The sequence below is a fragment of the Sporolactobacillus vineae DSM 21990 = SL153 genome, assembly GCF_000377985.1.
Taxonomy (GTDB): domain Bacteria; phylum Bacillota; class Bacilli; order Bacillales; family Sporolactobacillaceae; genus Sporolactobacillus; species Sporolactobacillus vineae.
This window is the reverse complement of record NZ_KB899054.1, coordinates 20,199-43,853: the sequence shown is the minus strand read 5'-3', so window position 1 is coordinate 43,853 and position 23,655 is coordinate 20,199. Positions and strand designations below refer to the sequence as shown.

Sequence of the window (23,655 nt, the reverse complement as noted above, 5' to 3'; positions counted from 1 at the left end):
AGCCACTTCTTATTTAGAAGTCCGGGACCATTCAACACCGGGAATGTTGCGCTTTTTCGGTAGACATTTTCTCCAGTCCGTTATAAGATAATTATATTATTAAAATTATTATAATGTAGTTTATCCATGCTGTCACCTTTATGGGTGGCAGCATGGTGCGTTTTCAAGGTTCTGATGATGATTGCCATTATCAATTAGAATAATTTAATTTTCACTGTAAAGATTTGTGGGAACAGCAGGAAGGACGATCAGTTCAGGAAAAGAGGTATTATTATGGCAGAGGAACAATCGGGAAGTAAAGTGAATCAGAAATTGAATGTTTTGCGCGCGGGGGTGTTAGGCGCGAACGATGGTATTGTGTCGACAGCAGGTATCGTCCTTGGGGTTGCCGGCGCGACGACGAACTCGATGACTATTCTGATTTCAGGACTTGCGGGGCTTCTGGCAGGTGCTTTTTCGATGGGCGGTGGCGAGTATGTATCTGTCAGCACGCAGAAAGATACGGAAAAAGCAATGGTTGATATTGAAAAAGCAGAACTTAGAGATGATTATAACGGTGAAATCAAGGAACTTGCCCAGATCTACACAGATCAGGGGCTGTCTCCGGAACTTTCAAGAAGAGTGGCCATCGATTTAATGAACAAAGATGCACTTGCCGCTCACTCCGCAGCGGAACTTGGCATTAGGCCGGGTGAATACGTGAGTCCGTGGCATGCCGCCTTTTCATCCATGTTTTCATTTACCGTCGGTGCGATTCTTCCCTTTTTGACGATTGTGCTGCTTCCGACACCTGTCCGTATCCAGTTCACCGTACTGGCTGTGCTCGCTGCCCTTGCTCTGACCGGTTACGTCAGTGCTCATTTGGGAGAAGCACCGAAAGGACGGGCTGTGCTGCGAAATGTAGTGGTTGGCGGGCTGACCATGCTCGTTACTTATTGCGTCGGGACCTTATTCTGACGATGAATCAAGCTCCTTCAGCGGGGCCATCCCTTGTGTATAGTGAGTTCAGGGAGAAAACAAATCCGCCAGTGTGCAGGCACTGGCGGGATGGCATATCCGCTTAGAGCGGATGCGGCGCTATAAACTAAATCATCAGGTGATGATCCGATCAGCCTCCGGTAAGGCGTATGATGCGGATCATATTTTTCCGCCTGACAGGATCAACACCATCATGGCAAAACGAATCAATGAAAAGGAACATCTCTCAGAACACATGACCTGAGAGATGTTCCTGAACGGGAAACAGCAAAAACAAAATGAAGATTCTTTGCTGCCCTTCCCATGTTCTTTCAAAACACTAGTCCCGAAAAAATCCCTCTCTGGCTGCCCGGGTTTGGGACAGGTTTATTTAAATCCGGTCCGGACACGCGCTTACTTACTTGCTTTTGCTGAGGAATGGAACAACATGGCGATAGGTATTGGTGTCGGGGTCTTGATGCTGCGCCCCTTTACCATCCAGCTTTGCCAGTAGAGCCAAATCGTCATCGTCCAGTTCAAAGTCAAAGACTTCGGTATTTGCCTGAATGTACGCTTTGTGGACCGACTTAGGCAGCGGCAGATAGCCCTTTTCCAGACTCCAGCGGATCAGGATCTGCGGTACCGACTTGCCGTGCTTTTCGGCAATCTTGGCCAGTTCAGGCACATGGAGCAATTGACCCGTACCAAGAGGCGAGTAGGCTTCTGTCAACAGGTTGTGTTCCTGATCGTAAGCCACCAGACTTTTTTCCTGATCGCCGGGATTCAGGAAGATCTGATTGACCATCGGTGCCACAGTCTGAGTCTTAGCAAGTTCATCAAGATGTTTCTCGCGAAAATTGGAAACGCCGATCGCCCTTGCACGGCCGTCATGATAAATTTTTTCCATCGCCCGCCAGCTATCCGCGTTGAGTTGCTGCCAGCGATCGCTGTACTCAATCGGGATTGGCCAGTGAATCAGATACAAATCCACGTAGTCAAGACCCAGCCGAGTCAACGAATCCTCAAAAGCATGCAGCGTATCGTCATATGATGGCAGCGACAAGCAAAAAGATCATACCGCAGGTCGTGAATATTCCAGGACTTAGATTATAGGATCATTCAGCTCGTAACTTGGATAGCAATAGTATGGCGGTCTAAGTGCGATTTTAGACATGGGTCAGGAATCCCTCTATATAGACCATCTTTACTTTTTCATCTGAATGGTTGACCAGCAGATTAAGTCATTGATCCAAGATATACATTATAATTATTATCATATTACTTTTATTATAAAATGATATATGTTATCGTTATGTCTGTTGGTAAATGACAAACTTAATTGGAGGGGTTTATGTGAATATTGTTGTTGTCGGAACATCTCATGGTGGCTATGAAGCTGTGAAAACAGCGTTAGAGACTTATCCCGATGCGAAAATCAAACTGTTTGAGCAAACGGATAAAGTATCCTTTCTCTCTTGCGGGATTCAGCTATATTTAGAGGATGCTGTTCAAAATATAGATTATATACACTATGCAACCAAGGAAGGATACAGTGATCAGGGTGTAGACGTTTATGCGCATCACCAGGTAACCAGCCTGGATCCAAAGGCGAAGTCGATTCATGCGATCAATCTGGATACACAGAAAGCGTCTGATGTCTCGTATGATAAACTCGTTCTGACCCCTGGTGCCGTTCCCCGTCAGCTGCCATTTAAGGGCAACGATTTGGAAAATGTTTATTTTCTTCGCGGCAGAGAATGGGCCTTGAAAAACAAAGCTAAAATCAACGATCCAAATGTAAATGATGTCGTCGTTATCGGAAGCGGCTATATCGGCATTGAATTGGTTGAAGCTTATGTTAAAGCTGGCAAGCAAGTTACTGCCATTGATGTTGCTGACCGGATTCTGCCGACTTATCTGGATAAGGAATTTACTGATTTGCTGACTGCTGATCTCATCAAGCGGGGGATTAACGTTCAGCTTGGCGAAAAAGTTCAAGAGATTCAAGGGCAAAACGGTAAAGCAACAGCTGTTGCAACGGATAAAGGTGTCTATCCGGCCGACCTGGTTGTTGAGGCTGCAGGAGTTGTGCCTAATACAGAATGGCTGAAAGGAACGATTGAACAGAATCCGAACGGAACCATTAAAGTAGATCGTTATCAGAGAACCAGTGCACCAGATGTCTTTGCAGCCGGTGATGCCTGCATGATCGATTACAGCCCGAATGGCGAGAAAATGCCGATTGCCCTGGCCACAAATGCGCGCCGTCAGGCCGTTGTTGCCGCGCTGAATCTTGAGAAGCCATCGGTTGAGATGCCCAGCGTTTCCGGCACATCAGCTTTGTCTCTTTTCGACTATAAATTTGCTACTACAGGGATTAAAGAAGCAACAGCAGCAAAGAGCGGCCTGAAGAATCAATCGGTATTTGTAGAAGATTATTATAGACCGTCCTTTGTACCAGATACAGAAAAGATTTATATGAAATTAACTTACGAAGTGGGTACCAATCGTATTGTCGGCGGACAGCTCATGTCGAAACACGATATCACGCCGGCAATCAACACGCTGTCTCTGGCCATTCAAACAAAACAGACCACACAGCAACTGGCACTGGCTGATTTCTTCTTCCAGCCGGAGTTTGACCAGCAGTGGAATTACTTATGCGAACTGGCTAAAGCTGCCTATAGAAAGGCCAATAATATTGTACCTGCCAATCTGTGATCAAAACAGGGCGGGGGCGGTTCCAATCCGCGGTTTGATCATCTAGCCTGCCATTCATATAAACTCGTTAAAACCAGTTTTCCTTTAATCAACGATTTTAGGAAGACTGGTTTTTAACACGCCCATTAGCCTGGTTGGGATACAGGCCAAAGCAGCGTCGCTCCCGATAAAGGCAGCCACTTCTCCGCCTTCTAATCCGCCATTCTCAGATGGGAAAAGCTTTGTTGAAAACATGTGGATCATGATCGCAAGGGTAAGCGGAACGAGTCCGGCGAAAAAGCGTTCAACACAGGCACCGTGTACGTGGGCGACTATTCTACCATCGGGCACGTCCGATGGGCCCCATGTACCGTATCATCGACTGGAAAAAGGGGCTGATCTATCTTCGAAGCCGCACATCCAGCGCAGTTGGGCATTTCGAGATGGTTCTCGACCTACTTGCTTGAATCGTTTCTTATGATGATGTCAGCTCTCCACCATTAACATGTATGGTTTGGCCGGTAACAAATCTGGAATCGTCAGAGGCAAGATAGACGTACGCCGGCGCGAGCTCAAAGGGTTGGGCCATTCTCCGCATCGGATTACCGGAACCTAATATAGCGACCTGATCTGCTGAATAGGTTGACGGCTGGAGCGGCGTCCAGGTTGATCCTGGTGCGACAGCATTGACCCGAATTCCCTTATCTATAAGATTATTGGCTAAAGCACGTGTAAAGCCAATAATCGCTGCCTTCGTTGATGTGTAATCGATCAATTGTGAAGGACCTTTAAAAGCCGTAACCGAAGACGTATTAATAATTGAGCTGCCTGGTTTTAAATAGGGAAGCGCTGTTCTGGTTGTGTAAAAATGAGAATAGATATTAACTTTAAAGGTGTCATCGAATTGCTCGTCAGTGATATCGAGTAAACTTGGCTGCTGGAACTGGATACCCACGTGGTTAACAAGAATATCCAATCGGCCAAATGATTGGATCGTTTGTTCCACGATCGAGATACATTGAATTTTGTCTCGGACGTCACCCGGCAATAAAATGCTGCGCTGGCCGAGCTGTTCGATCCGTGCTTTTGTTCTGTTTGCATCTTCATGTTCATCCAAGTAGGAAATAGCAACATCTGCGCCTTCTTTAGCAAATGCAATCGCTACAGCTGCTCCGATCCCGCTGTCCCCACCTGTGATGAGGGCAACTTTCCCGGTTAGTTTCCCGCTTCCCCTGTACTCCGGATTTTCAATAATAGGTCGGGGGACCATCAATCTTTCTACGCCTGGTTGTCGAAGTTGACGTTGTTCAGGAACATTAATCGGGATGTCCTCATAGCGTGTTATCACCCCATAATTTGGATATATGGGATAATTTCCATCGGTAATTTTCTTCTGATTATTTTGCTCATCCTGCTGCATTGGAGCCCTCCTAGCACTAATCGAAATCACATTTTTCACATTATGTTCCATGGGCGTGCCCAGTGCATGTCCCATCCGAAGTTAGCTTGACCTGAAAGAAGTACTTGCTCTGTATAAGGGGTTGCTGAATAAGGTGTATGAGGTGAATTTAAGAGGAGGTTATTCGCTTGTTTCAAGATAGTCCTGAAGTCAGATTATTACTCGTGAATTTTTCAGATGAAAAAGTAGAGATGCTCTATGATGACAATCCTTACACGTGGTCAATGCCGTTAATAGGACCCAGGCCGCCCTATTATGCTAATCCTCGTTATGTACAAACCTATCCCATACTCTAAAAAGATACTGCTAAAAACGCTGTGGATATGTTCCCGAGAACGGACACACTCAAATGACATTCGTTCTGTCCTCTCGAGCCATGTCGAGACGGTAGTATTAGTCGTTAAAGAATAGTGCAGCTGTAAGTGCCTATAAACAAAAAGGTTTCCTGACATTGAACTTTTCTCTCGGTTGCTTTTCCGGAGTACTAATGTCAGGAAATCCTTATTTTTATTGTTTGTAATAACAGATCCATTGCCCTGAAGGTGAAGAGGGTGAGTTGACAGATTCTATAACTTGGTTTCTCGTATAGTATCTGTATCGAATAGCCTATTAAGCTCCTCGTTTTAAACGCTGCTGTTGGCGACACAGGCGGTAAGCCGATGCTCAAAAGCTGCTGCGCGTGGCGCTAAATAACCGCCTAAGTTTTGGCCTCATAGAACAATTTTACCCGGATCGATTCCGTCCAGCATTAAAACAAATCAACCAACGGTGTGACCATTTTTTCATAAGTTGCAGGCACAGTCCTTCAGTTATCGATTTAGGGCATGTCATTTGCTTTAAAGAGCTTGATCGTGCTATAAGTGTTAAGAAAGTAATTTTGGGGATGGAGATTTTGGTCAGGCATCCCATAATGTGAGGATTTGAACGTAACGATGATCGATAATTTTTGGAACAGTTTACCACGTCCCTTCTTTGCACTGGCACCCATGGAAGAGGTGACGGATGTTGTTTTTCGCCATGTTGTGCGTGCAGCAGCCAGACCTGATGTGTTTTTTACCGAGTTCACCAACACGGAGAGCTATTGTCACCCAGAGGGGATCAATAGTGTGCAGGGACGGTTGACTTTTACAGAGGACGAACAGCCTATCGTCGCCCAAATATGGGGGGATAAGCCTGAATACTTTCGGCAGACGAGTATTGGTCTGGCGAAGCAAGGGTTTCGTGGTGTAGATATTAATATGGGTTGTCCCGTAGCTAATGTGACAAAGAACGGGAAAGGGAGCGGTCTGATTCTGCGTCCTGAAGTTGCTGCAGACGTCATCCAGGCAACAAAAGCAGGAGGATTACCCGTAAGTGTGAAGACAAGGCTTGGTTACACGGATGTAGATGAATGGCACGACTGGCTGACACACCTATTGAAACAGGGCATTGCTAATCTGTCCATTCATCTGCGTACAAAGAAGGAAATGAGCAAAGTCGATGCCCATTGGGAACTCATCCCGGAGATTAAGAAACTTCGCGACCAGGTGGCACCGGATACACTTTTGACGATCAATGGCGATGTCCCCGACCGGCAAGTCGGCTTGGAACTTGCTGATCAGTATGGTGTGGATGGGATAATGATCGGGCGCGGCATTTTTAAAAATCCATTTGCTTTTGAAAAGGAGCCGAAAGATCATAGTAGTATGGAACTGCTCGATCTCTTAAGGCTGCATCTGGATCTCCGCGATCACTATTCGAAAAAATTAGAACTGCGTCCGTTTAAAGCGCTCCATCGCTTTTTTAAGATCTATGTCCATGATTTTCGAGGGGCGAGTGAATTAAGAAATCAACTGATGAACACAAAGTCAACCGATGAAGTGCGTGCATTGCTTGACCACTTCGTTCGAGAGCAAGACAAGGACGATCTGGGGTTGCAATCTGATTTATGATCGCTGAAAAAGTAAAGCAGGACCAATACAGTTATAAACGCGCTCGCCGTCGCATTCCTCGTTTGTGCCTTTTTATTTGTCTCATTTCTCATGCTGACGCATCACTGGATACGCATCCAGTAATTCTAAAAAATGTGGGGGAGAGGAAACACTATGAAACCGAGAATCTATACCATCGCCTTTTCAAAAGTCTACCCTATGTACTACCAAAAAGCTGAGAAAAAGGGCCGCACAAAAGAAGAAGTTGATACCGTCACTAGCTGGTTGACAGGCTATGACGAAAAAGGTTTACGGACGCAAATCGAGAAAAATGTGGATCTTGAGACGTTCTATGCAGAAGCCCCGCAAATGAATCCGAACGCGCATAAAATCATGGGAGTCGTCTGCGGCATTCGCGTCGAGAACATCGAAGACCCGCTGATGCAGAAAATCCGCTGGCTCGACAAACTGGTTGATGAACTGGCCAGGGGCAAGCCTATGGAGAAGATTTTGAGGAGCTGAAATTGTAATAAACAGGTAATAAAGAGCTGCCGTTATTCCCGATGGATAAAGTATTTGAAAGTTTTGTTGCTGCGAAGTTTCGGAGACTAATAATAGGTTCATGATTTGGCAGTGTTCTTGAAAATGTTCCGGGGAGGAAGCATTCAGATGGCGGCCAAAGAAGAACAGCACGTGTTTGCGGCAGATATCAGCGGTCCATCCATTTTTGGAGACGAAGTGAAGCGAATACGCATCGTATCAAACAATGAGGGCTATGGGCGGGCACCTGCTCCGACGGTTGAGGTGGAGCAACACTTAACGATCGCTGCGGATGGCAGAGTCTGGTTTTCCGGGTATCATTATGGTGAAAATTACGGAGGGCTTGAGCGTGGACGGATCAATAATTTCGGTATTGGTAAACAGGCTGCAGCGCACATCCTGTCAGCCACCGGGAAGTACTTCAGCAATGACCACGTGATCATTGATGCTCTGGACTGCGGCCTCTGGGAAATGGACATCATTAATGGCCAAGGCGGAGTTTATCATTTCACCGGTTCGCTGTGTGCTGATTTAGTTGTGGATGGCATCGATCTCTCCGACCTGATCCGCGATACCCTCTGCATGCAGGACTTGTTTGTGTTTGATGGAAACACAAAGCCTGACCGTGTGGACAGAATAGTGATTGATTACCACAGAGATATGAAAAATAACCTTGTCAACGAACAAAGTAATGAGGTTATCTGTGGCTACGCCGAGCAGCTCATCATCGACAGGGCCGCCAATACTCTTGAACTTATTCAAAATACAGGATCCGGCCGTACTGTCGCTCGAAAGTATACCCTTGAGAAAGAAGTGGCCGGTTTTCTTGATGCGCTTGATGCTGATGATCTCTTTGATGAGACGCCGGACGTGACAGATACCCCTGATGAAACAAAAAAATACCGAATTTCTATAGATTTTCAGAAACAACCGCAGCTTGTTCTGACCGGCACCTATGAGAAACAGGGCCTGCCGGAGAATTGGGCAGATTTTATAGAAAAGATTCTTTCTCTGATCCACGAGTACAGCAGGAGCGAAATTTTGGACCCGGCCGTTTACAACAAGATCAAGAGAAGACCCTCCGAGTATATCTATTGCAGTGTCTCTTTCAACGATGGAGGCAGTGTCTACTACTATCGAACTGAGGACGAGCGCATTGACGCTGGCGACCAGGTAATTGTACCGGTTGGGCCGGATAATGTCGAGCGGATCGCTGTTGTTAAAAAAATCGACTACTATGAAGCAGGCAAAGTACCGCTTTCTTTAGAAAAGACGAAGCGGATCATCAGAAAATGGACTGGAGAAGAAGGTTAAGAGATTTTCGCGAGACTAGATGTGTTTGATTGAAAAACCTCTCAAGTGGGTAAATTAATCTCGAGAGGAGTGGGATCGATTGACAGGTGCGGAAATAGATTTTGTTGTTACCGACAGTCTGAAAGCGCTGGCGCTATACGAGAAGATCTTTGACGTGGAGCGTGTTGAGGTGACCGATTTTCCTAAAGGCGAGAATGAAGTCATTTTTACATTATGCGGCGTACGGTTTCACATCCTCGATGAAAATCCGGAATTTTTCCTGAATGCGCCGAATCCGGATGAACCCAGATCGGTCTGGTTCAACATCCTTGTTCCGGATGTTCAGTCAACTTCTACAAGAGCCATTGACGCTGGATGCACGGAAATTCAGGCTGTCACGGCGATGCCTGAATATGGCATCTCCAACGCAATTTTTTCCGATCCGTTCGGGTATCAGTGGATGATCCATCAGGTCCATAAAGAAGTGAGCTTTGAAGAGCGTACAAAGATGTGGGAAGAAAAAAGAGAATAGTGAAAGTTGCAGTGGGGCACTTTGAAATTTTACAAACGCTCCGAAATCACGAGAAGACGCTCCGAAATGGTCGAACCGCGCTCCGAAACGGTCGAATGACGCTCCGAAATTATTGAAACGCTCCGAACCGTCCGGAACATGTCCAAAAAGAGCGCGGAAGGACAGAAAATAACAGAGTCTCTGAAACTGGATTGGAATCGCAGTTTCAGAGACTCTGTTTTCGATCATGAAGATCTGTTAGGATTCACTTTTTGCCAGATTTTCCAGCTTCCAGTAATTTGGTTTCCCGCTGCCGAGAAGCGGGATCTCATCGATGTGCTCAAACCGCGCCGGGAAATACAGCATGGACAATTTCTTTTCCTTAATAAATTTCTTGAAATCTCGCTTGGAAACATCTGTTTTCGTGGTAAACAGGACAATCTGCTCGCCGCGGTGCGCGTCCGGGATACTGACGGCGAAGAAGACGGACTCGCCGAAGCAGTCCAGTGCCAGCTCTTCAACTTTATTCAGTGAGATCATCTCGCCGGCGATCTTGGCAAACCGTTTTAATCTGGAGATGATGTTGATATAGCCATCTTTATCGATTTCGGCGATATCACCGGTGTTGTACCATTCGCCGCAGGGGATAAACCCTTTTCCATGAATCAGATAGCCTTTCATGACATTCGGGCCTTTGAGCATCAGATTGCCGCCCTGGTTGACGCCTTCTACTTTAGCGATCTTCGCTTCCATTAACGGAATCAGCTGGCCGACGGTGCCGTCTTTATGATGTTTCGGCGTGTTCAGGGCGATAATCGGTGAAGTTTCCGTGGCGCCGTAACCTTCGAGAATATTAATCCCGAATTTTGTGCGATAGAGTTCGCGGACATCTTTCTGCAGACGCTCCCCGCCGGCAACGACAATCCGCAGTGTGTGTAACTGCTCTTTTGTCGCAAACTTGGCGTAATTTTCGAAAAAGGTGTTGGTCGCGACAAAGATCGTACTCTTATCCTTGTAAATGGCTTTCGGAATATCACGGAAAGCCAGCGGCGAAGGATACAGGTACGTTTTCACACTTGAAATGAACGGCAGGATCGATCCGACGGTCATACCGAACGAGTGGAACAGCGGCAGCGGATTAAAAATGCGGTCGGTTTCCCGAACTTCGATATGGGCAAACGCCTGCTTAATATTCGCAAAAATGTTCCGGTGCGTCAGAACAACGCCTTTTGGCTTTGACTCTGTGCCTGAAGTGAACAGGATCACCTCACCCGGAGCGGTCTTCTTCAGCCTTGAGGTTCTGGTCTCGATCACCCCGGCGATTTTATTGAAGGTGGTGATGCCGCTGGCCAGATCCTCCAGATAAATGATTTTGACCTGTTTCTCCATTTCTTCAAGGGCAAAGCCGAGATTGGCTTTCTCAATGAATTGTCTCGACGTAATCACGGTGCCGAGCGATGCCGTTTCAATGCAGTCGATGATGTTTTGCGTACCCATTGTAAAGTTCAGAAGGCAGGGCGTCTGTTCGTTTTTGAACAGGCCGAACAGCACGATGACCTGGCCGACCACGTTCGGTAGGAAGAGGCCGATTCTTTTCTCGTGTCCGAGCGACTGTTCCAGCTTCTTGCTCATGATATTTACAGCGATGAGAAACTTCTTGTAGGTATATGAGCTGCCCGTATCTTCGATGATGATTTTTTTCGGGTGGGCTTTCGCTTGTTTGACCATTTGATCATATAGATTTACGTTTTCCGGTATCTGTAACGCCAACACGTTCACTCCCAAATAAAAACATTCAGTATTTCCTTTAATAGCACTAATAGACAAAAAAAGCAAGGATACACTCGGCCAATCCCACAGAATCATAGAAAGAAACTCGATTGTGAGAATCACAACTCAATAATACGAGACAGGCAGGTCAGATGTTTCAATCAGCACAAAAGATTCTGTGGTCCGTCACAGATTCGCGTATTATAATGGGTGAAAATAAACCGTAAATTTAATGGGGAAGTGAACCAAAAATGGTGGCGAATGATCAATCAGACGGGCCGCTTCTTGATGTTCCGCTGATCCGGCAGCGCCCGGAACTGCCGACGGGCTGTGAAGCGGTGGCTCTGACGATGGCACTTCATTATTACGGAATAGATGTGGATAAGGAGACCATTGCCCGGCAGATGCCGCGGGATCCGGCACCGCTCACACTGAATCGCGACGGGTCGATCAGAATATGGGGTGACCCTGAAAAAGGTTTTGTCGGCGATCCCTATGACGATGGCATGACGATCAACCCCAACCCGCTGAAGCAGGTGCTCGACCGCTATCGCTCCGGCGGCATCGCTCTGTACGGCAAGGCGTTCCGTGTCGTCGAAAACTATGCCTCGCAGGGTAAACCGGTGCTTGTCTGGTTCACGATTTCCCATGAAATGCCGGCTGAACGCGGCTGGTACACGCCTGACGGGAAGCACATTTCTGCACCCGGACCGCAGCATTGCATTGTTGTCACCGGGGTGAGCGATAAGGCCGTCTTTTTCAATGACTGTGAATCGACTGGCCGGAGTGGGAAAAATGTCAAGGTGGAAAAAGAAAAGTTTATCCGCATCTATGACGCCATGGGACGCAGGGCACTGGTGGTGAGCTGAGAAAAAATAGGGGTATCCAGGCAAATGTGGTAAACTGGGGAAATAAAATTCATGTGGAAAGCGAGCGAGTACCATCGAAAAAAGACCGGACCTTCCAACTGTTGACGCCTATATCGCGTCATTCCCGGGACCGGTTCAGGACACTCTGAAAAAGCTCAGAGTACTGATCCGGGTTCCCTGCGACCTGATTCGCCGGATCGTGAAGTTCAGAGTTGAAGAAAATCTGCAAAAATAATGCAGCAGGAATTTTCAGGGGAGGCCAGGCGATGTTCCGGCAAATACGCAGAATCAGGCAGCTGCTGACTGTTGAAGAGACCGCAGCCATTTTAAAATGTGGAAAGACAGGCGTCCTGGGTGTGAACGGTGATGACGGCTATCCATATACCGTTCCGGTGAACTACGCTTTTGAAGACGGGAAAATCTATTTTCATTGTGCAGGTGCCGGCCACAAATGGGACGCCATCCGCAAGAATGGTAAAGTGTCCTTTTGCGTGATTGACCGGGATGACATTGCCCCGGCAAAGTTCACCACGCTGTTTCGAAGCGTTATTGCTTTTGGAAGAGCGGTGATGGTTGAGGAACCCGTCGTGAAGCGTTACGCTCTGGATCTGTTGGTAGAAAAATACGCGCCGGACGATCCCGAAGCAGGCGCCGCGGAGATTGAAAAAGCCTGGCAGGCGGTGCATATCGTAGAGATTACGATCGAACAGGCGACGGGTAAGCAGGGAAGAGAACTTGTGAAGAGAGATCGGTGAATTTTTTTATTGACGCATTACAAAGGAGACAGGCTCGCAGCCTGTCTCCTTTGTATAACCAAATGATTATTTTTCCATTGTACGAACATAACTTCTCCATCCGCCAAACTCCGAAATATCTGTACCTGCTTTTGCACCATAGGGTTCACAGATAAATCCAGGTACTTCCCGGCCATCATTAAGTTCCACTTTACCGATACCCAGTGGGGAAGGAATGGATGTGGCAAATGAACCCAGTTCCGACAATGGAATCGTCCACAACTCCAATTGAATGGATCTGCCGCCTGTCCCGGATTTAACCAGTCCGGGTTTTTCCGGTTGAGTGTTCAGCCGGTACAACGAATATTTTTCCGCGGTCGCCGATTCACGGACAAAATGTGCGCGATGAGTCTGCAATTGCGATTCCAATGCAAATCCTCGCATATGCAGACCGCAGACAGCAATTTGAACCGTTTCTTTACCTGCTGCGTCGGCGGTTTCCTGAAACTCTGTTTCTGAAACGGATTGTTCGATCTGGGCTGCCATCCCTAGCAGGTAATCCTCATGATCTGCCGATGCAAAAACAGTGACACCGAACGGGAGATGATCGTCTGCGTCAAAGGCGGGAACCGAAATGGCACAAAGATCAAGCAGATTGCAATGATTGGTGTATTCGCCCATTTCACTGTTTGTTCTCACAGGATCGGCATCTACCTGTGCCCGGGTCCAGGTGCCGCCGGCAGTCGGTGTGATGAATACGGCGTTCTGCAGGAGTGCCTTCACTTTCTGTTTCGCTGCGGCCAGCTGATGCAGGTTGTCAAACAACAATGACGCTGTATATGCCGGCTTGGCACCGGATCTCAGAATTTTTTCAGTCACAGGAAAACTGCTTCCCGGGTGAGCCTCGACAAACGGTCCCAGATCCGCCCAACGTTCGGCAACAAATGGACCATCGTATAATAGCCGCGCAATATTTGTAAAAAATGTATTATCGATTCGCTCGATGGGGAGACCGAGTTGCTGGATCATCTGCATAGATGTGTGCCACGCCGCTTCATACTCGTCTTTGAACGGACCAAAGAAATGCAGTGCCTGCCTGGGCAGTAAGATTTTTTTCGGTTGACGGCTTGCAGGCTCGGGAATAGATCTGGACCAGGCACATTCCGGATCATAGGAACGTGCCGAACGATCGACAGTTTCCGCTTCGGCCACACTGTGCGCAAAAACGGTAATACAATCCAGACTGGCACAAGCCGGCACAAGGCCCCGGGTCGACCAGGCACCGATAGATGACTTGAATCCAATAAGATGATTGAGCGCGGCCGGCACACGCCCGGATCCGGCGGTGTCGGTACCCAGTGCGAATGCAGCCTGGCCGCGGGCGACGGCTACCGCTGACCCGGCACTGGAGCCGCCGCTAATCAGTTCATCTTTTAACGCGTTATGGACTTCCCCATAGGGGCTCCGTGTTCCGACGAGCCCGGTTGCAAACTGGTCAAGATTGGCTTTGCCAACGGGGATTGCCCCCGCACGGATCAGATTACCGACTACTGTTGCATGTTCAGAAGGAAGGTAAGCGAAGTCAGGACAACCTGCTGTTGTTTTTACCCCGGCCAGGTCTATATTGTCTTTTATCGCAAACGGGATACCCCAGAGTGGGTGGCTCTCCAACGGCAGATCTTTCAATTGATCAAGGTAGGGCTGAATGAACGAAAGATCCGGTCGGGTTACCCAAATATTTTTGGCCGTGTCATTTTCGGCGCGTTCGATGATGGTTTGAATAACCTGTTCAGGCGTTATTTGTCTCTCCCCGTAATTTCTGCGCAGCCACGGAATGGTCAGCAGAAAAGGTATCTCAGCAGTCCGGCTCATTTTAGCGGCACCTCCATTTTTGTTAATTTAAGGCTTAACAGAGCCTGCCCGGCATGAACCTCATCACCGGGTTTAACTAGGATAGAAGTGACTGTCCCGTCATTTTCTGCTTTCTGAGGGAATTCCATCTTCATACTCTCCTCGATGACAAGCGTCTCACCTTCCTTAACCTGTTGTCCTTCTTTCACGAGAACTTTCCACACACTGCCGGGCATCTGGCTGTTGACGGGAATCGATCCTTCAGGAATGGCATCTTCCGGATCAAATGGTTTTTCTTCATGCTCAGAGATAAATTTATCCAGACCAAGGCAATGCCAGTTGTCCTTTTCCTTATTGAACGACGCTTCCTGGTGGGCACGGAAAGCGGCAGATTCATCTTTGATGCTGTCGAGAAAATGCATGTAGTGACCCAGATCAAAAGTGGTTTCGGTGATCTCAGGATTGAAACGTCCTCTCAGAAACTCTTCCCGGTTCTGAAGCAGTTCTTCAGCTGAGACTGGATAAAATCGGATCTGGTCAAAAAAACGCAGCAGCCATGGCTTTCCGGGTTTGAAACTCTTTGTTGGTCGCAGGCTGTTCCACATTTGAATCGTACGTCCGACAAATTGATATCCGCCGGGGCCCTCCATTCCGTAGACGCACATATAGGCACCACCGATACCAACGGCATTTTCCGGCGTCCAAGTACGGGCCGGATTGTACTTCGTCGTGACCAGTAAATGTCTTGGATCAGTCGGAACGGCAACCGGCGCTCCGAGATAGACATCACCAAGGCCAAGAACGAGGTAATTCGCGTCAAATACAATTTTCTTTACATCGTCGATTGAACCGAGTCCGTTGATTCGGCGGATAAATTCAAGATTGCTCGGGCACCATGGTGCGTCAGGCCGTACATTTTGCTGGTAACGCCGGGTAGCAAGCTGAGTTGCCGGATCGTTCCAGGACAAAGGAAGATGTACAATTCTGGAGGGTACACTGGCAGATTCAAGCGGCTTCAGCTTTTTGTCTATCGCAATAATTGTCCGGCACATTTCCCGAGGCGTCGTCCTCGTCGGATCAAAGTGAATTTGCAGGGAACGGATGCCTGGTGTCAGGTCAATGATCGGTAATGAATTTACCTCCTGAATGGCCAGCATCAGATGATGGACTTGAAAACGGAAGAGCAGGTTCAGTTCCATGGGTCCATATTCAACAAGAAGATTGTCATCACCAGAACAACGAATGGTGATTGGAAACTGATGTCCTTCAGATTCCCGGAACAGGATTGGATATTGCAAGTCGGAGACATGAGGCAGTGAAGCAGTCCGTCCTGCGGGAACCGGAGCATTTCCTGCAAGTTCTGCCTCTTGTTTTTTCCGGAGTGCGGCAGCTTCTTCAAGCGTTATTAGTTTAAAATGGACATTGTCTTCAGGATGAAGCTGCCCCATTTTCCAGAGTTCGCCGAGAGCGATGGTTACCGGGCATACAAAACCGCCGAGGCTCGGCCCGTCCGGACCAAGAAGAATCGGCATATCGCCTGTCAGATCGATTGCGCCGACAGCATAAGGAACGTCGTGAACGTTTGAAGGATGAAGACCGGCTTCGCCGCCGTCATCCCTGGACCAGAGTGGTGCCGGACCGATCAGACGTACACCGGTTCTTGAGCTGTTGAAATGCACCTTCCAAGTTGTTTTTGTTAATTGCTCCATATATTCCGGCTTCAGAAATTCCTTCGTACTATGTGGCCCGGGAATAACGCCGATCGTCCAGTTGCTGGAGATGGTTTGCTTTGGATAGCTGTTGACGGTCCATACGGGCTCCTTATACGGCTTTGCTCTGAGTACATCGCCAGCTATCAGAGAACGTCCCCCGACACCGCCAAAATGGCCTAGTGTAAACGTGGCGGAACTGCCGAGAAATTCCGGCATATCAAAACCGCCGCCAACGAGCAAATAGGTGCGCATGCCGGTTTTGCTTTTCCTAAATGTCAGAGTCTGGCCCTTTTTTCCGTGAATTCGTGAATACATAGATACCGGCGCTCCGTCCAGAGTCGCTTCCATATCCGCACCGGTAATACAGAAAACAAGTTCACCGCGCAGTCGGAAGGCGCCACCGCGCATAGTTAATTCAAGACCGCTGGCTTTGTTGTCGTTCCCGAGAATCCGGTTGCCGATCCGGAAGGACAGGTCATCCATCGGACCGGACGGCGGCACACCGACATCCCAGTAGCCGACCCGGCCAGGCCAATCCTGTATGGTTGTCTGGAGACCTCCGTCCAAGACTTCAAATGCTGGTTCGGAAGGATGGAAATTGTTTAGAAACCGTGTATTAATGTCGCCTGAACGATACTCCTTCTTCAAAAAAAGTGCCTTCAGATAGTACAGATTGGTTGTAAGCCCGTAAAGACGGGTCTCGTCAAGTGCCTGATCCATCAGATGTACAGCCTCAACCCGGTCTTTACCGTGAACAATGATCTTTGCCAGAAGGGGATCATAGAACGGAGATACGGTCAGGCCATTGCGCACCCATGTCTCATTTCGTGTAAAGTCAGGGAAAGCAACCTGATCCAGTCTGCCGGGACTCGGCCGATAATCATGCAACTGATCCTCGGCGTAGACACGGACCTGAATACTATGCCCGGAAGGCTTGCCGACACGGCTCTCCAGTCCGGTTAGTTCGCCGGCGGCCTCACGGAGCATCCATTCGACGAGATCAATCCCCAGCACCTCCTCAGTGACCCCGTGTTCAACCTGAAGCCGGGTGTTCACTTCAAGAAAATAAAAGTGTTCTGTTTTGACATCATAAAGGAATTCAACGGTTCCGGCACTCCGGTAATGTACAGCTGCGGCAAGCGCTTTTGCTGCAGCAAACATTTTCCGACGAACCTGATCCGACAAAAGGGGGGCCGGTGTCTCTTCGACGACTTTCTGATTCCGCCGCTGGATGGAACAATCCCGTTCGCCCAGTGCGGCCAGTTCACCGGTCTTTGTGCCGAATATCTGCACTTCAATATGGCGTGCATTGTGAATATATTTTTCCAGGAAAAGACCGTCATTGTTAAAATTTTTCTTAGATAAATGTTTAACTGATTCATAAACTGTCTGAAGTTCCTTATCGGTGTTGCAGATGTGCATACCGATACCGCCACCGCCTGCCGTACTCTTCAAGATAACGGGATAACCGATGCGGTTTGCTTCTTCCAGAGCTTCACTAGGGCTGTGGATCAGTCCGGTGCCCGGCAGAAGCGGGACACCGGATTCCGCGGCAATTCTGCGGGCAGAATGTTTCAGGCCGAACAATTTGATTTGTTCCGGGGTGGGTCCGATAAAGGTGATCCCGTTCGCGGCACATTGTTCGGCAAATGATGCATTCTCGCTGAGAAACCCATATCCGGGGTGGATTGCTTCAGCTCCTGTTTGTTTCGCAACCTGAATAATTTTATCCGCATTTAAATAACTCTCTTTGGCAGGACCGTCCCCAATCATCATCGCTTCATCCGCCTGATCGACATGGAGGCTGTCCTGATCCGCTTTAGTATAAACAGCGACCGAAGCGATGCCCATTTTCTGCAAGGTTCGCTCAATACGGCAGGCTATTTCCCCTCTGTTCGCGATCAATACTTTTTCGAACATTGATGGAACCTCCTTGTTCTTTTCAAAGACTATTTATTCCAGACGAGCACCCTTACCGGTGTTGGATTGTAGGCATTGCATGGGTTGTTCAATTGCGGACAATTACTGATCAGCACTGTTGCCGGGACGATGGCTGTCATCTCGACATAACGGCCCGGAGCAGAAATGCCGTCGGCAAAATCAAGATCACCTTCCGGGGTAACCGGGACATTCATGAAAAAATTAATATTCGGTGCGAGATCGCGCTTGGAATAATTGTAATTGCCCTTATACTGTGCCATGTGGTACATAAATGTATCGCGGCAGGCATGCATGTGTATTTTTTCATGTGCATAACGGACTGTGTTGCTTTGAGGTGAACAGGCACCGCCGAGCGTATCGTGCCGCCCGCATGTATCAGCGGTAATTTTCAATAGCGGGTTTCCGGATTCTGCCCGAAGCAGAGTACCTGTTGTTAGATAAATATTATGCTGGCTGTTGATCGTCATTGTGGCGCTGTAATGGTCACGGGGATCCTCAGTACTGAAGAAAGTCGTGTCGACGGCCTGGTTACCTTCGAGATCGACAAGACGGAAAATCTGTCCGGGTTTCAGATCGTACATCCAGCCTTTTCCTGCCGGAATGACTTCATTGTAAATCGCATCTTTTTCCTGAAGTTCACTCTTTGTAATTGTAAGTTCGGACATCTATTGTCGCCTCCGGAGATTTTTATCGAGCTAATGCGTACATATCCCATGTGTTTTCAAAGGCACGCTGGTTTTCCGGGCAGGAGAGGACGCATGGATCCAGCGGCGTGACGGGCGCTGCCGGTAGAACTTCAACACGGATAGGTACAGAGGGATAATTTTCAGCGGGATCAAGGGGATTCGGTGTATTAGACAGGATGAAGAGTGTATCCATTTCGGTCCGGAGTGTCACGGTTGCCTCAAAAGGACAATAGGCCTTAACAAAGGTCATTTTCCCCTGATCATCGCTGGTCACCTTTGAAAAAAAGTTGACTGGTGCAGTCAAATCGCGGGCATCCATACCGTTGCGCATCAGTTCAATTGTAAAGTTCTCCTGACCGCATCGGAGCCAGTCATTGCGCACCTTCTGATAAAGCGACTCTCCGTACTTCTCATCAGTCAGAGCACGTGATGTATAGCCGCTGACCGTATCATGCCAGCCAAGACTGTCCTCAACAATACTGATCATTGCCCGGCCGTTATCGGTCATCAGAATATTACCTTTTGTCAGATGGAAAGTATGCTGTGCCTTTAGCGTGTCAGGCATGTTATAACGCTCCGAATGATCCTGAGCATTATAAAACAGAGCGGACAGATTGGCATCAACACCTAGTGCTGTAAGTCGGACCAGTCGGCCTCTGCGAATGACACCCGACCATTTTTCTCCCTTGTGGAATGTTTTTGTCCAAATGATGTTCATGATGTGGTAACCTCCCTGCAAATTTGATAAATCTCAAGAATCCGGAGCTGCCGTGTAAGAAAGATTTTGTGTATCCCTACCTTAAAACTAGACAGTTAATTTTGAAAATTAGAACTAAATGCAAAAATAAAAAGCCCGGAAGATATCTTATTAAAAGGTATCTCCCGGGCTTTTATCCCTCCGTGTCCACAATAAAATATTGTGCGCTTCCTCTCGGACCAATCAGCCGATCATTTCAGCCTGGAACCCTAGAAAGCATTTTATTCAGTTATCACGGACAGTACATTTGGTTCCGCGGATCACACAAAATCTATTGACAGTATTATCACAAATATGTTTGCAAAAATCAAGTGATTCTGTCTTTTTTAAAAAATTAAATTATTTTATCCAACTTAAGTCTGCTTTAAATCACTGGAAAAAATTTTTCTATTTGGGAAAAAAGCTTACTTTAATCGCATTATTTGCGAAAATTGTTGTTGAAAAGTTAAGAAAAATGGAGATTTTATTGTCAGATTATCTGACCTAAGTGTTGATGTTTTCAGACAATTATCTATACTGAAACTAAGAGTTCATACAAAAAGTCTTCTAGGGTTCCGTTATTGACGTTTAATAAGCCTGGACCGAGAGAAGACGATCCTGTGATCAGGTTTACACGGAGGGAAAAAAGCCCGGGAGAATTTGGATCGTTAAAATTCTCTCCAGGGCTTTTTATTTTTGCTATTTTTTGGAGGTGTTCAAACCGAAAAAATGAAAATTGAATATTGGGTAAAAAAGTTGTTGTTCGGGGCGATGTGCTTGTCCGAAAACGTTTCTGAAGGGAGTTGTCACATATAATATCGGAATATTCCGATCATTAAATACTTTATGCAGTCGGTTCGTCAATCCGTTTGGATGAGGAAGAAACTGGAGCAAGACCTCAAGGTAAAATTAAATTCAGAACAGGTAATATGAAAATCAAAGCTTCCTAAGGGGGAGTGAAAACTTACGATGAAGTCACCAGGGCAGTTGAGCAAAATTTTCAAAATCCGTGAAGACATCCCCAGTAAGTGGTATTGGGCCGGGGCGATTGTCACCTTTGTATTAATCCTGCTCATCTGGGATCTGGTATGCAGGCTCAGCCTGATTCAGAGCATATTCCTGCCGAGTCCGGAATTTGTATTCACAACCTTTATTCAGCTGATATCGACCGGGAGCTACTGGAATGATATCGGCATCAGTATTTACCGTGTGTTTATGGGCTTTCTGCTTGCCGCTGTAATCGGCGTTCCGCTCGGGATCCTGGCCGGCACCTTTAAACTTTCCGATTCGATCATTATTCCACTCAGTGAATTTATCCGCTACATGCCGGCGCCGGCATTTATTCCATTAGTTATGGTATGGGCCGGGATCGGTGAGACTGCCAAGATTCTGATCATCTTTATCGGCAGCTTTTTTCAGCTGGTGATCATGGTGGCCGATGATACGCGAGCCGTCAATAAGGATCTGATCTACGCTGCGTATACACTTGGTGCCAAGCGCTGGAACACCCTGATTAAAGTGATTGTTCCCGCATTAATGCCGAGACTGTTTATCACGTTACGGCTGATCATGGGCTGGGCCTGGACATATCTCGTTGTTGCCGAACTGGTTGCGGCCGACAGCGGACTTGGCTATTCAATCATGAAGGCACAACGGTTTATGAACACGAACATCATCTTTGTCGGAATTCTGGTCATCGGTCTGCTTGGCCTAATTATTGACCGACTCTTTGTTCTATTGGGACGAGTCCTATTTCCCTGGTCCGGAGGTGACCGATAATGGCAGCTGAAGTAGAAAGCATCACAGAGGCGCAACGTGCAATTGATGTCGTGCACCTGACAAAAATATATCATACAACCAAAAAGGAAATTAAAGCGATTGACGATGTGTCGCTTCATGTTGATCCTCATGAGTTTGTCAGCATTGTCGGCCCATCCGGCTGCGGCAAATCGACCCTACTTAAAATTCTGGCAGGGCTGGACGAGCTCACGGAAGGCGAAGCAAAAATCTTTGGTGAAGGGATAACTGGTCCTGGTGAAGATCGTGGAATGGTTTTTCAAGCCTATACTTTGTTTCCCTGGCTGTCGGTCCGGAAAAATATTGAATTCGGCCCCAGATTAAAGAAAATGCCCGTAAAACAGAAAAGGGAAATATCAGATTATTTCCTTAAGATGGTTAACCTTGAGAATTTTGCCAATGCTTATCCCAAAGAGTTGTCCGGTGGTATGAAACAGAGAGTAGCCATTGCACGGGCCCTGGCCAATAATCCAAAAGTGCTACTTATGGATGAACCATTCGGCGCTCTTGATGCGCAGACTCGCTCCGACATGCAGCAACTGTTGCTGCAAATCTGGAAGCGCGAGAAAACCACCATTGTTTTTATTACTCATGACATTGAGGAGGCAATATTTCTGTCACAACGCATCTATATAATGCATTCTCATCCGGGAAGATTGGCCGATGAATTGAACGCTGATCTTGGATTATTTGACGGCAGTGAACTAGTTAAGCCTGCCGAGTTTCTAAAATTGAAGGATTACATTGTATCACTTCTGAAAAAATAACAGAGTACGGGGGAGATCAGAAATGAAACATTCCAGATGGATTAAGATATTCAGTATACTTATGGCGTGTCTGCTGGCTCTGTCACTGACGGCCTGCGGTGCCTCATCAGCAAACAGCAGCTCAACTTCCGGGTCTTCATCATCCTCTTCAAAAACGCCAATTAAAATTGCTTTAAGCCCTCTTCCCAGCTGGTATTTCTGGTATCTTGTCCGTGATAAAGGATTCTTCAAGAAGCATCATGTTAATGTCAAACTCGTGTATTTCCCGACATACAGTGATTCCATTTCAGCGCTGAATGCGGGTAAAGTAGATGGGAACAGTGAAGCACTGATCGACTGTATCTCCCCTCTGTCAAAGGGTGTGCCGATCAAATCGGTTTTTGCGACCGACTATTCAGCCGGTGGTGATGGCATTGTTGCCAAACCGGGTATCAAATCTGTCAAAGACCTTAAAGGGAAGAAAGTAGCAACCGAAGTCGGAACCATTGAACACTTCTTCCTGCTTACTTTGCTTAAAGATAACGGGATGACTGAAAAAGATATTCATCTGACAAATATGACCGTGCAGGATTCCGGTAACGCATTTATTGCCGGTAAACTTGATGCGGCGGCGCTCTGGGAACCTTCTCTGACTGAGGCACAAACCAAGGGTCATGGAACAAAGATTGCCTCATCAAAGAGTTATCCTGGACTGATTCCAGACATGCTGGTCATGAACAGCAATGTTATGAAGAATAGACCTCAGGATGTGAAAAACATTGCTGATGCCTGGTTTGATGCGATGAATTATTACAAAGCACATCCGCAGGAATCGATTAAAATTGTGGCTAAGGATGCAGGTATTACGCCCGCTGAACTCAAACAGGGCATTGACGGATTCCACCTCCTGTCGGTTGATGCAAATAAGCAATACTATAAAAAAGGAAATACATTTAAATCATTTTATTACAGCGCGGAACAAAACGGTAAATTTCTAAAGAATCTTGGTTACATTCAGCAAGTGCCAAGTTTCAACAGTTTCTTGAGCAGTCCTTATATTAAATAATCAAGTCTACACTGAGTAAAAGCCCATGCCGCGTTTTTTGGAAGTGGCATGGGTTTCTCATGTTTACAACGCACCGGGTCATAACGATGATGGTTTGTTCACAATAATTGAGCCATTTGGACTAATGCTCTCCGGAGACTATTTGTGTGATGTCGAACCCTTTGGAAAAGATAGATCAGTTGATTGAAGATTATTCATTTCAGACACTAATGAAAAAAATGAACAGCGAAATAGGGTATTACTGAAGAAAGAAATGGGACTCTGACCGGACGGGTACCGTGATAGAGGATCAGGGCGCCGCTTTCCAGATCATCGGCTGTCTGAAATTCGGCGGGCTTTCTACAATAAATGTGCTTGTCACGTGCCGTGGATTTTGT

19 protein-coding genes and 2 riboswitches are annotated in these 23,655 nt (G+C 47.2%); of the genes, 11 read left to right on the top strand and 8 right to left on the bottom strand.

Annotation, left to right across the window (positions count from 1 at the left end):
• Positions 1 to 273: 273 nt before the first annotated feature.
• Positions 274 to 957 carry a VIT1/CCC1 transporter family protein gene (locus tag D889_RS0112160; protein WP_010632158.1) on the top strand — a complete coding sequence of 228 codons (684 nt, stop codon included), beginning with the start codon at positions 274 to 276 and terminating at the stop codon, positions 955 to 957.
• 418 nt (positions 958 to 1,375) lie between these two features.
• On the opposite strand, the gene D889_RS14985 is transcribed toward D889_RS0112160, so the two are convergent.
• Complete coding sequence (locus D889_RS14985; protein WP_010632156.1) at positions 1,376 to 2,020, bottom strand: aldo/keto reductase; 645 nt, start codon at positions 2,018 to 2,020, stop codon at positions 1,376 to 1,378.
• A gap of 290 nt (positions 2,021 to 2,310) precedes the next feature.
• Here D889_RS14985 and D889_RS0112145 point away from each other — a divergent pair, with 290 nt between their 5' ends.
• Positions 2,311 to 3,678: an FAD-dependent oxidoreductase gene (locus tag D889_RS0112145; protein WP_010632155.1), complete on the top strand. Its 1,368-nt coding sequence runs from the start codon at positions 2,311 to 2,313 to the stop codon at positions 3,676 to 3,678.
• 84 nt (positions 3,679 to 3,762) lie between these two features.
• Here the strand turns inward: D889_RS0112145 and D889_RS0112140 are convergent, their stop codons facing one another.
• Entirely contained in the window at positions 3,763 to 4,008 is a 246-nt protein-coding gene (locus D889_RS0112140) for a hypothetical protein (RefSeq protein WP_010632154.1), read from the bottom strand.
• A 124-nt stretch (positions 4,009 to 4,132) separates the two neighbouring features.
• On the bottom strand, positions 4,133 to 5,077 hold the full coding sequence (locus tag D889_RS0112135) for a glucose 1-dehydrogenase (protein WP_010632153.1): 945 nt from the start codon (positions 5,075 to 5,077) through the stop codon (positions 4,133 to 4,135).
• Positions 5,078 to 6,048: 971 nt separating this feature from the next.
• On the opposite strand from D889_RS0112135, the gene D889_RS0112130 reads away from it, so the two are divergent.
• The 4 genes from D889_RS0112130 (at position 6,049) to D889_RS0112115 (ending at position 9,391) form a co-directional block, all read left to right on the top strand.
• Positions 6,049 to 7,047, top strand: coding sequence for a tRNA dihydrouridine synthase (locus D889_RS0112130; RefSeq protein WP_010632152.1), 999 nt, complete (start codon positions 6,049 to 6,051; stop codon positions 7,045 to 7,047).
• A gap of 153 nt (positions 7,048 to 7,200) precedes the next feature.
• Entirely contained in the window at positions 7,201 to 7,548 is a 348-nt protein-coding gene (locus D889_RS0112125) for a DUF2200 domain-containing protein (RefSeq protein ID WP_010632151.1), read from the top strand.
• A gap of 147 nt (positions 7,549 to 7,695) precedes the next feature.
• The gene (locus D889_RS0112120) at positions 7,696 to 8,880 is read left to right on the top strand and encodes a hypothetical protein (protein ID WP_010632150.1); all 1,185 of its coding nucleotides are present in this window, start codon (positions 7,696 to 7,698) and stop codon (positions 8,878 to 8,880) included.
• 79 nt (positions 8,881 to 8,959) lie between these two features.
• Complete coding sequence (locus D889_RS0112115) at positions 8,960 to 9,391, top strand: VOC family protein (RefSeq protein WP_010632149.1); 432 nt, start codon at positions 8,960 to 8,962, stop codon at positions 9,389 to 9,391.
• Positions 9,392 to 9,628: 237 nt separating this feature from the next.
• On the opposite strand, the gene D889_RS0112110 is transcribed toward D889_RS0112115, so the two are convergent.
• Complete coding sequence (locus D889_RS0112110; RefSeq protein WP_238537669.1) at positions 9,629 to 11,143, bottom strand: AMP-binding protein; 1,515 nt, start codon at positions 11,141 to 11,143, stop codon at positions 9,629 to 9,631.
• A 248-nt stretch (positions 11,144 to 11,391) separates the two neighbouring features.
• Here D889_RS0112110 and D889_RS0112105 point away from each other — a divergent pair, with 248 nt between their 5' ends.
• Entirely contained in the window at positions 11,392 to 12,009 is a 618-nt protein-coding gene (locus D889_RS0112105) for a C39 family peptidase (protein ID WP_010632147.1), read from the top strand.
• 266 nt (positions 12,010 to 12,275) lie between these two features.
• Complete coding sequence (locus tag D889_RS0112100; protein WP_010632146.1) at positions 12,276 to 12,764, top strand: pyridoxamine 5'-phosphate oxidase family protein; 489 nt, start codon at positions 12,276 to 12,278, stop codon at positions 12,762 to 12,764.
• Positions 12,765 to 12,830: 66 nt separating this feature from the next.
• Here D889_RS0112100 and atzF read toward each other — a convergent pair whose 3' ends face one another.
• From atzF to D889_RS0112080, 4 genes are read right to left on the bottom strand one after another with little or no spacing between them, the layout of a single operon-like run.
• A complete protein-coding gene (atzF, locus tag D889_RS0112095; RefSeq protein ID WP_010632145.1) occupies positions 12,831 to 14,615 on the bottom strand; it encodes an allophanate hydrolase in 1,785 nt (594 codons plus the stop codon).
• On the bottom strand, positions 14,612 to 18,226 hold the full coding sequence (gene uca, locus D889_RS0112090; protein WP_010632144.1) for an urea carboxylase: 3,615 nt from the start codon (positions 18,224 to 18,226) through the stop codon (positions 14,612 to 14,614). The genes atzF and uca overlap by 4 nt, the downstream gene beginning before the upstream one ends.
• 29 nt (positions 18,227 to 18,255) lie before the next feature.
• On the bottom strand, positions 18,256 to 18,912 hold the full coding sequence (locus D889_RS0112085; protein WP_010632143.1) for an urea amidolyase associated protein UAAP2: 657 nt from the start codon (positions 18,910 to 18,912) through the stop codon (positions 18,256 to 18,258).
• 22 nt (positions 18,913 to 18,934) lie between these two features.
• Positions 18,935 to 19,651 carry an urea amidolyase associated protein UAAP1 gene (locus tag D889_RS0112080; protein ID WP_010632142.1) on the bottom strand — a complete coding sequence of 239 codons (717 nt, stop codon included), beginning with the start codon at positions 19,649 to 19,651 and terminating at the stop codon, positions 18,935 to 18,937.
• 159 nt (positions 19,652 to 19,810) lie between these two features.
• Positions 19,811 to 19,914, bottom strand: a riboswitch (guanidine-I (ykkC/yxkD leader).
• A 311-nt stretch (positions 19,915 to 20,225) separates the two neighbouring features.
• Positions 20,226 to 20,328, top strand: a riboswitch (guanidine-I (ykkC/yxkD leader).
• A 310-nt stretch (positions 20,329 to 20,638) separates the two neighbouring features.
• Here D889_RS0112080 and D889_RS0112070 point away from each other — a divergent pair.
• Genes D889_RS0112070 through D889_RS0112060 form a run of 3 tightly spaced genes read left to right on the top strand, consistent with a single transcriptional unit; the run spans position 20,639 to position 23,278 of the window.
• On the top strand, positions 20,639 to 21,448 hold the full coding sequence (locus tag D889_RS0112070; protein ID WP_010632140.1) for an ABC transporter permease: 810 nt from the start codon (positions 20,639 to 20,641) through the stop codon (positions 21,446 to 21,448).
• Positions 21,448 to 22,233 (top strand): ABC transporter ATP-binding protein, encoded by a 786-nt coding sequence (locus tag D889_RS0112065; protein ID WP_010632139.1) that lies wholly within the window; start codon positions 21,448 to 21,450, stop codon positions 22,231 to 22,233. The genes D889_RS0112070 and D889_RS0112065 overlap by 1 nt, the downstream gene beginning before the upstream one ends.
• A 22-nt stretch (positions 22,234 to 22,255) precedes the next feature.
• On the top strand, positions 22,256 to 23,278 hold the full coding sequence (locus tag D889_RS0112060; protein WP_010632138.1) for an ABC transporter substrate-binding protein: 1,023 nt from the start codon (positions 22,256 to 22,258) through the stop codon (positions 23,276 to 23,278).
• Positions 23,279 to 23,655: the final 377 nt, after the last annotated feature.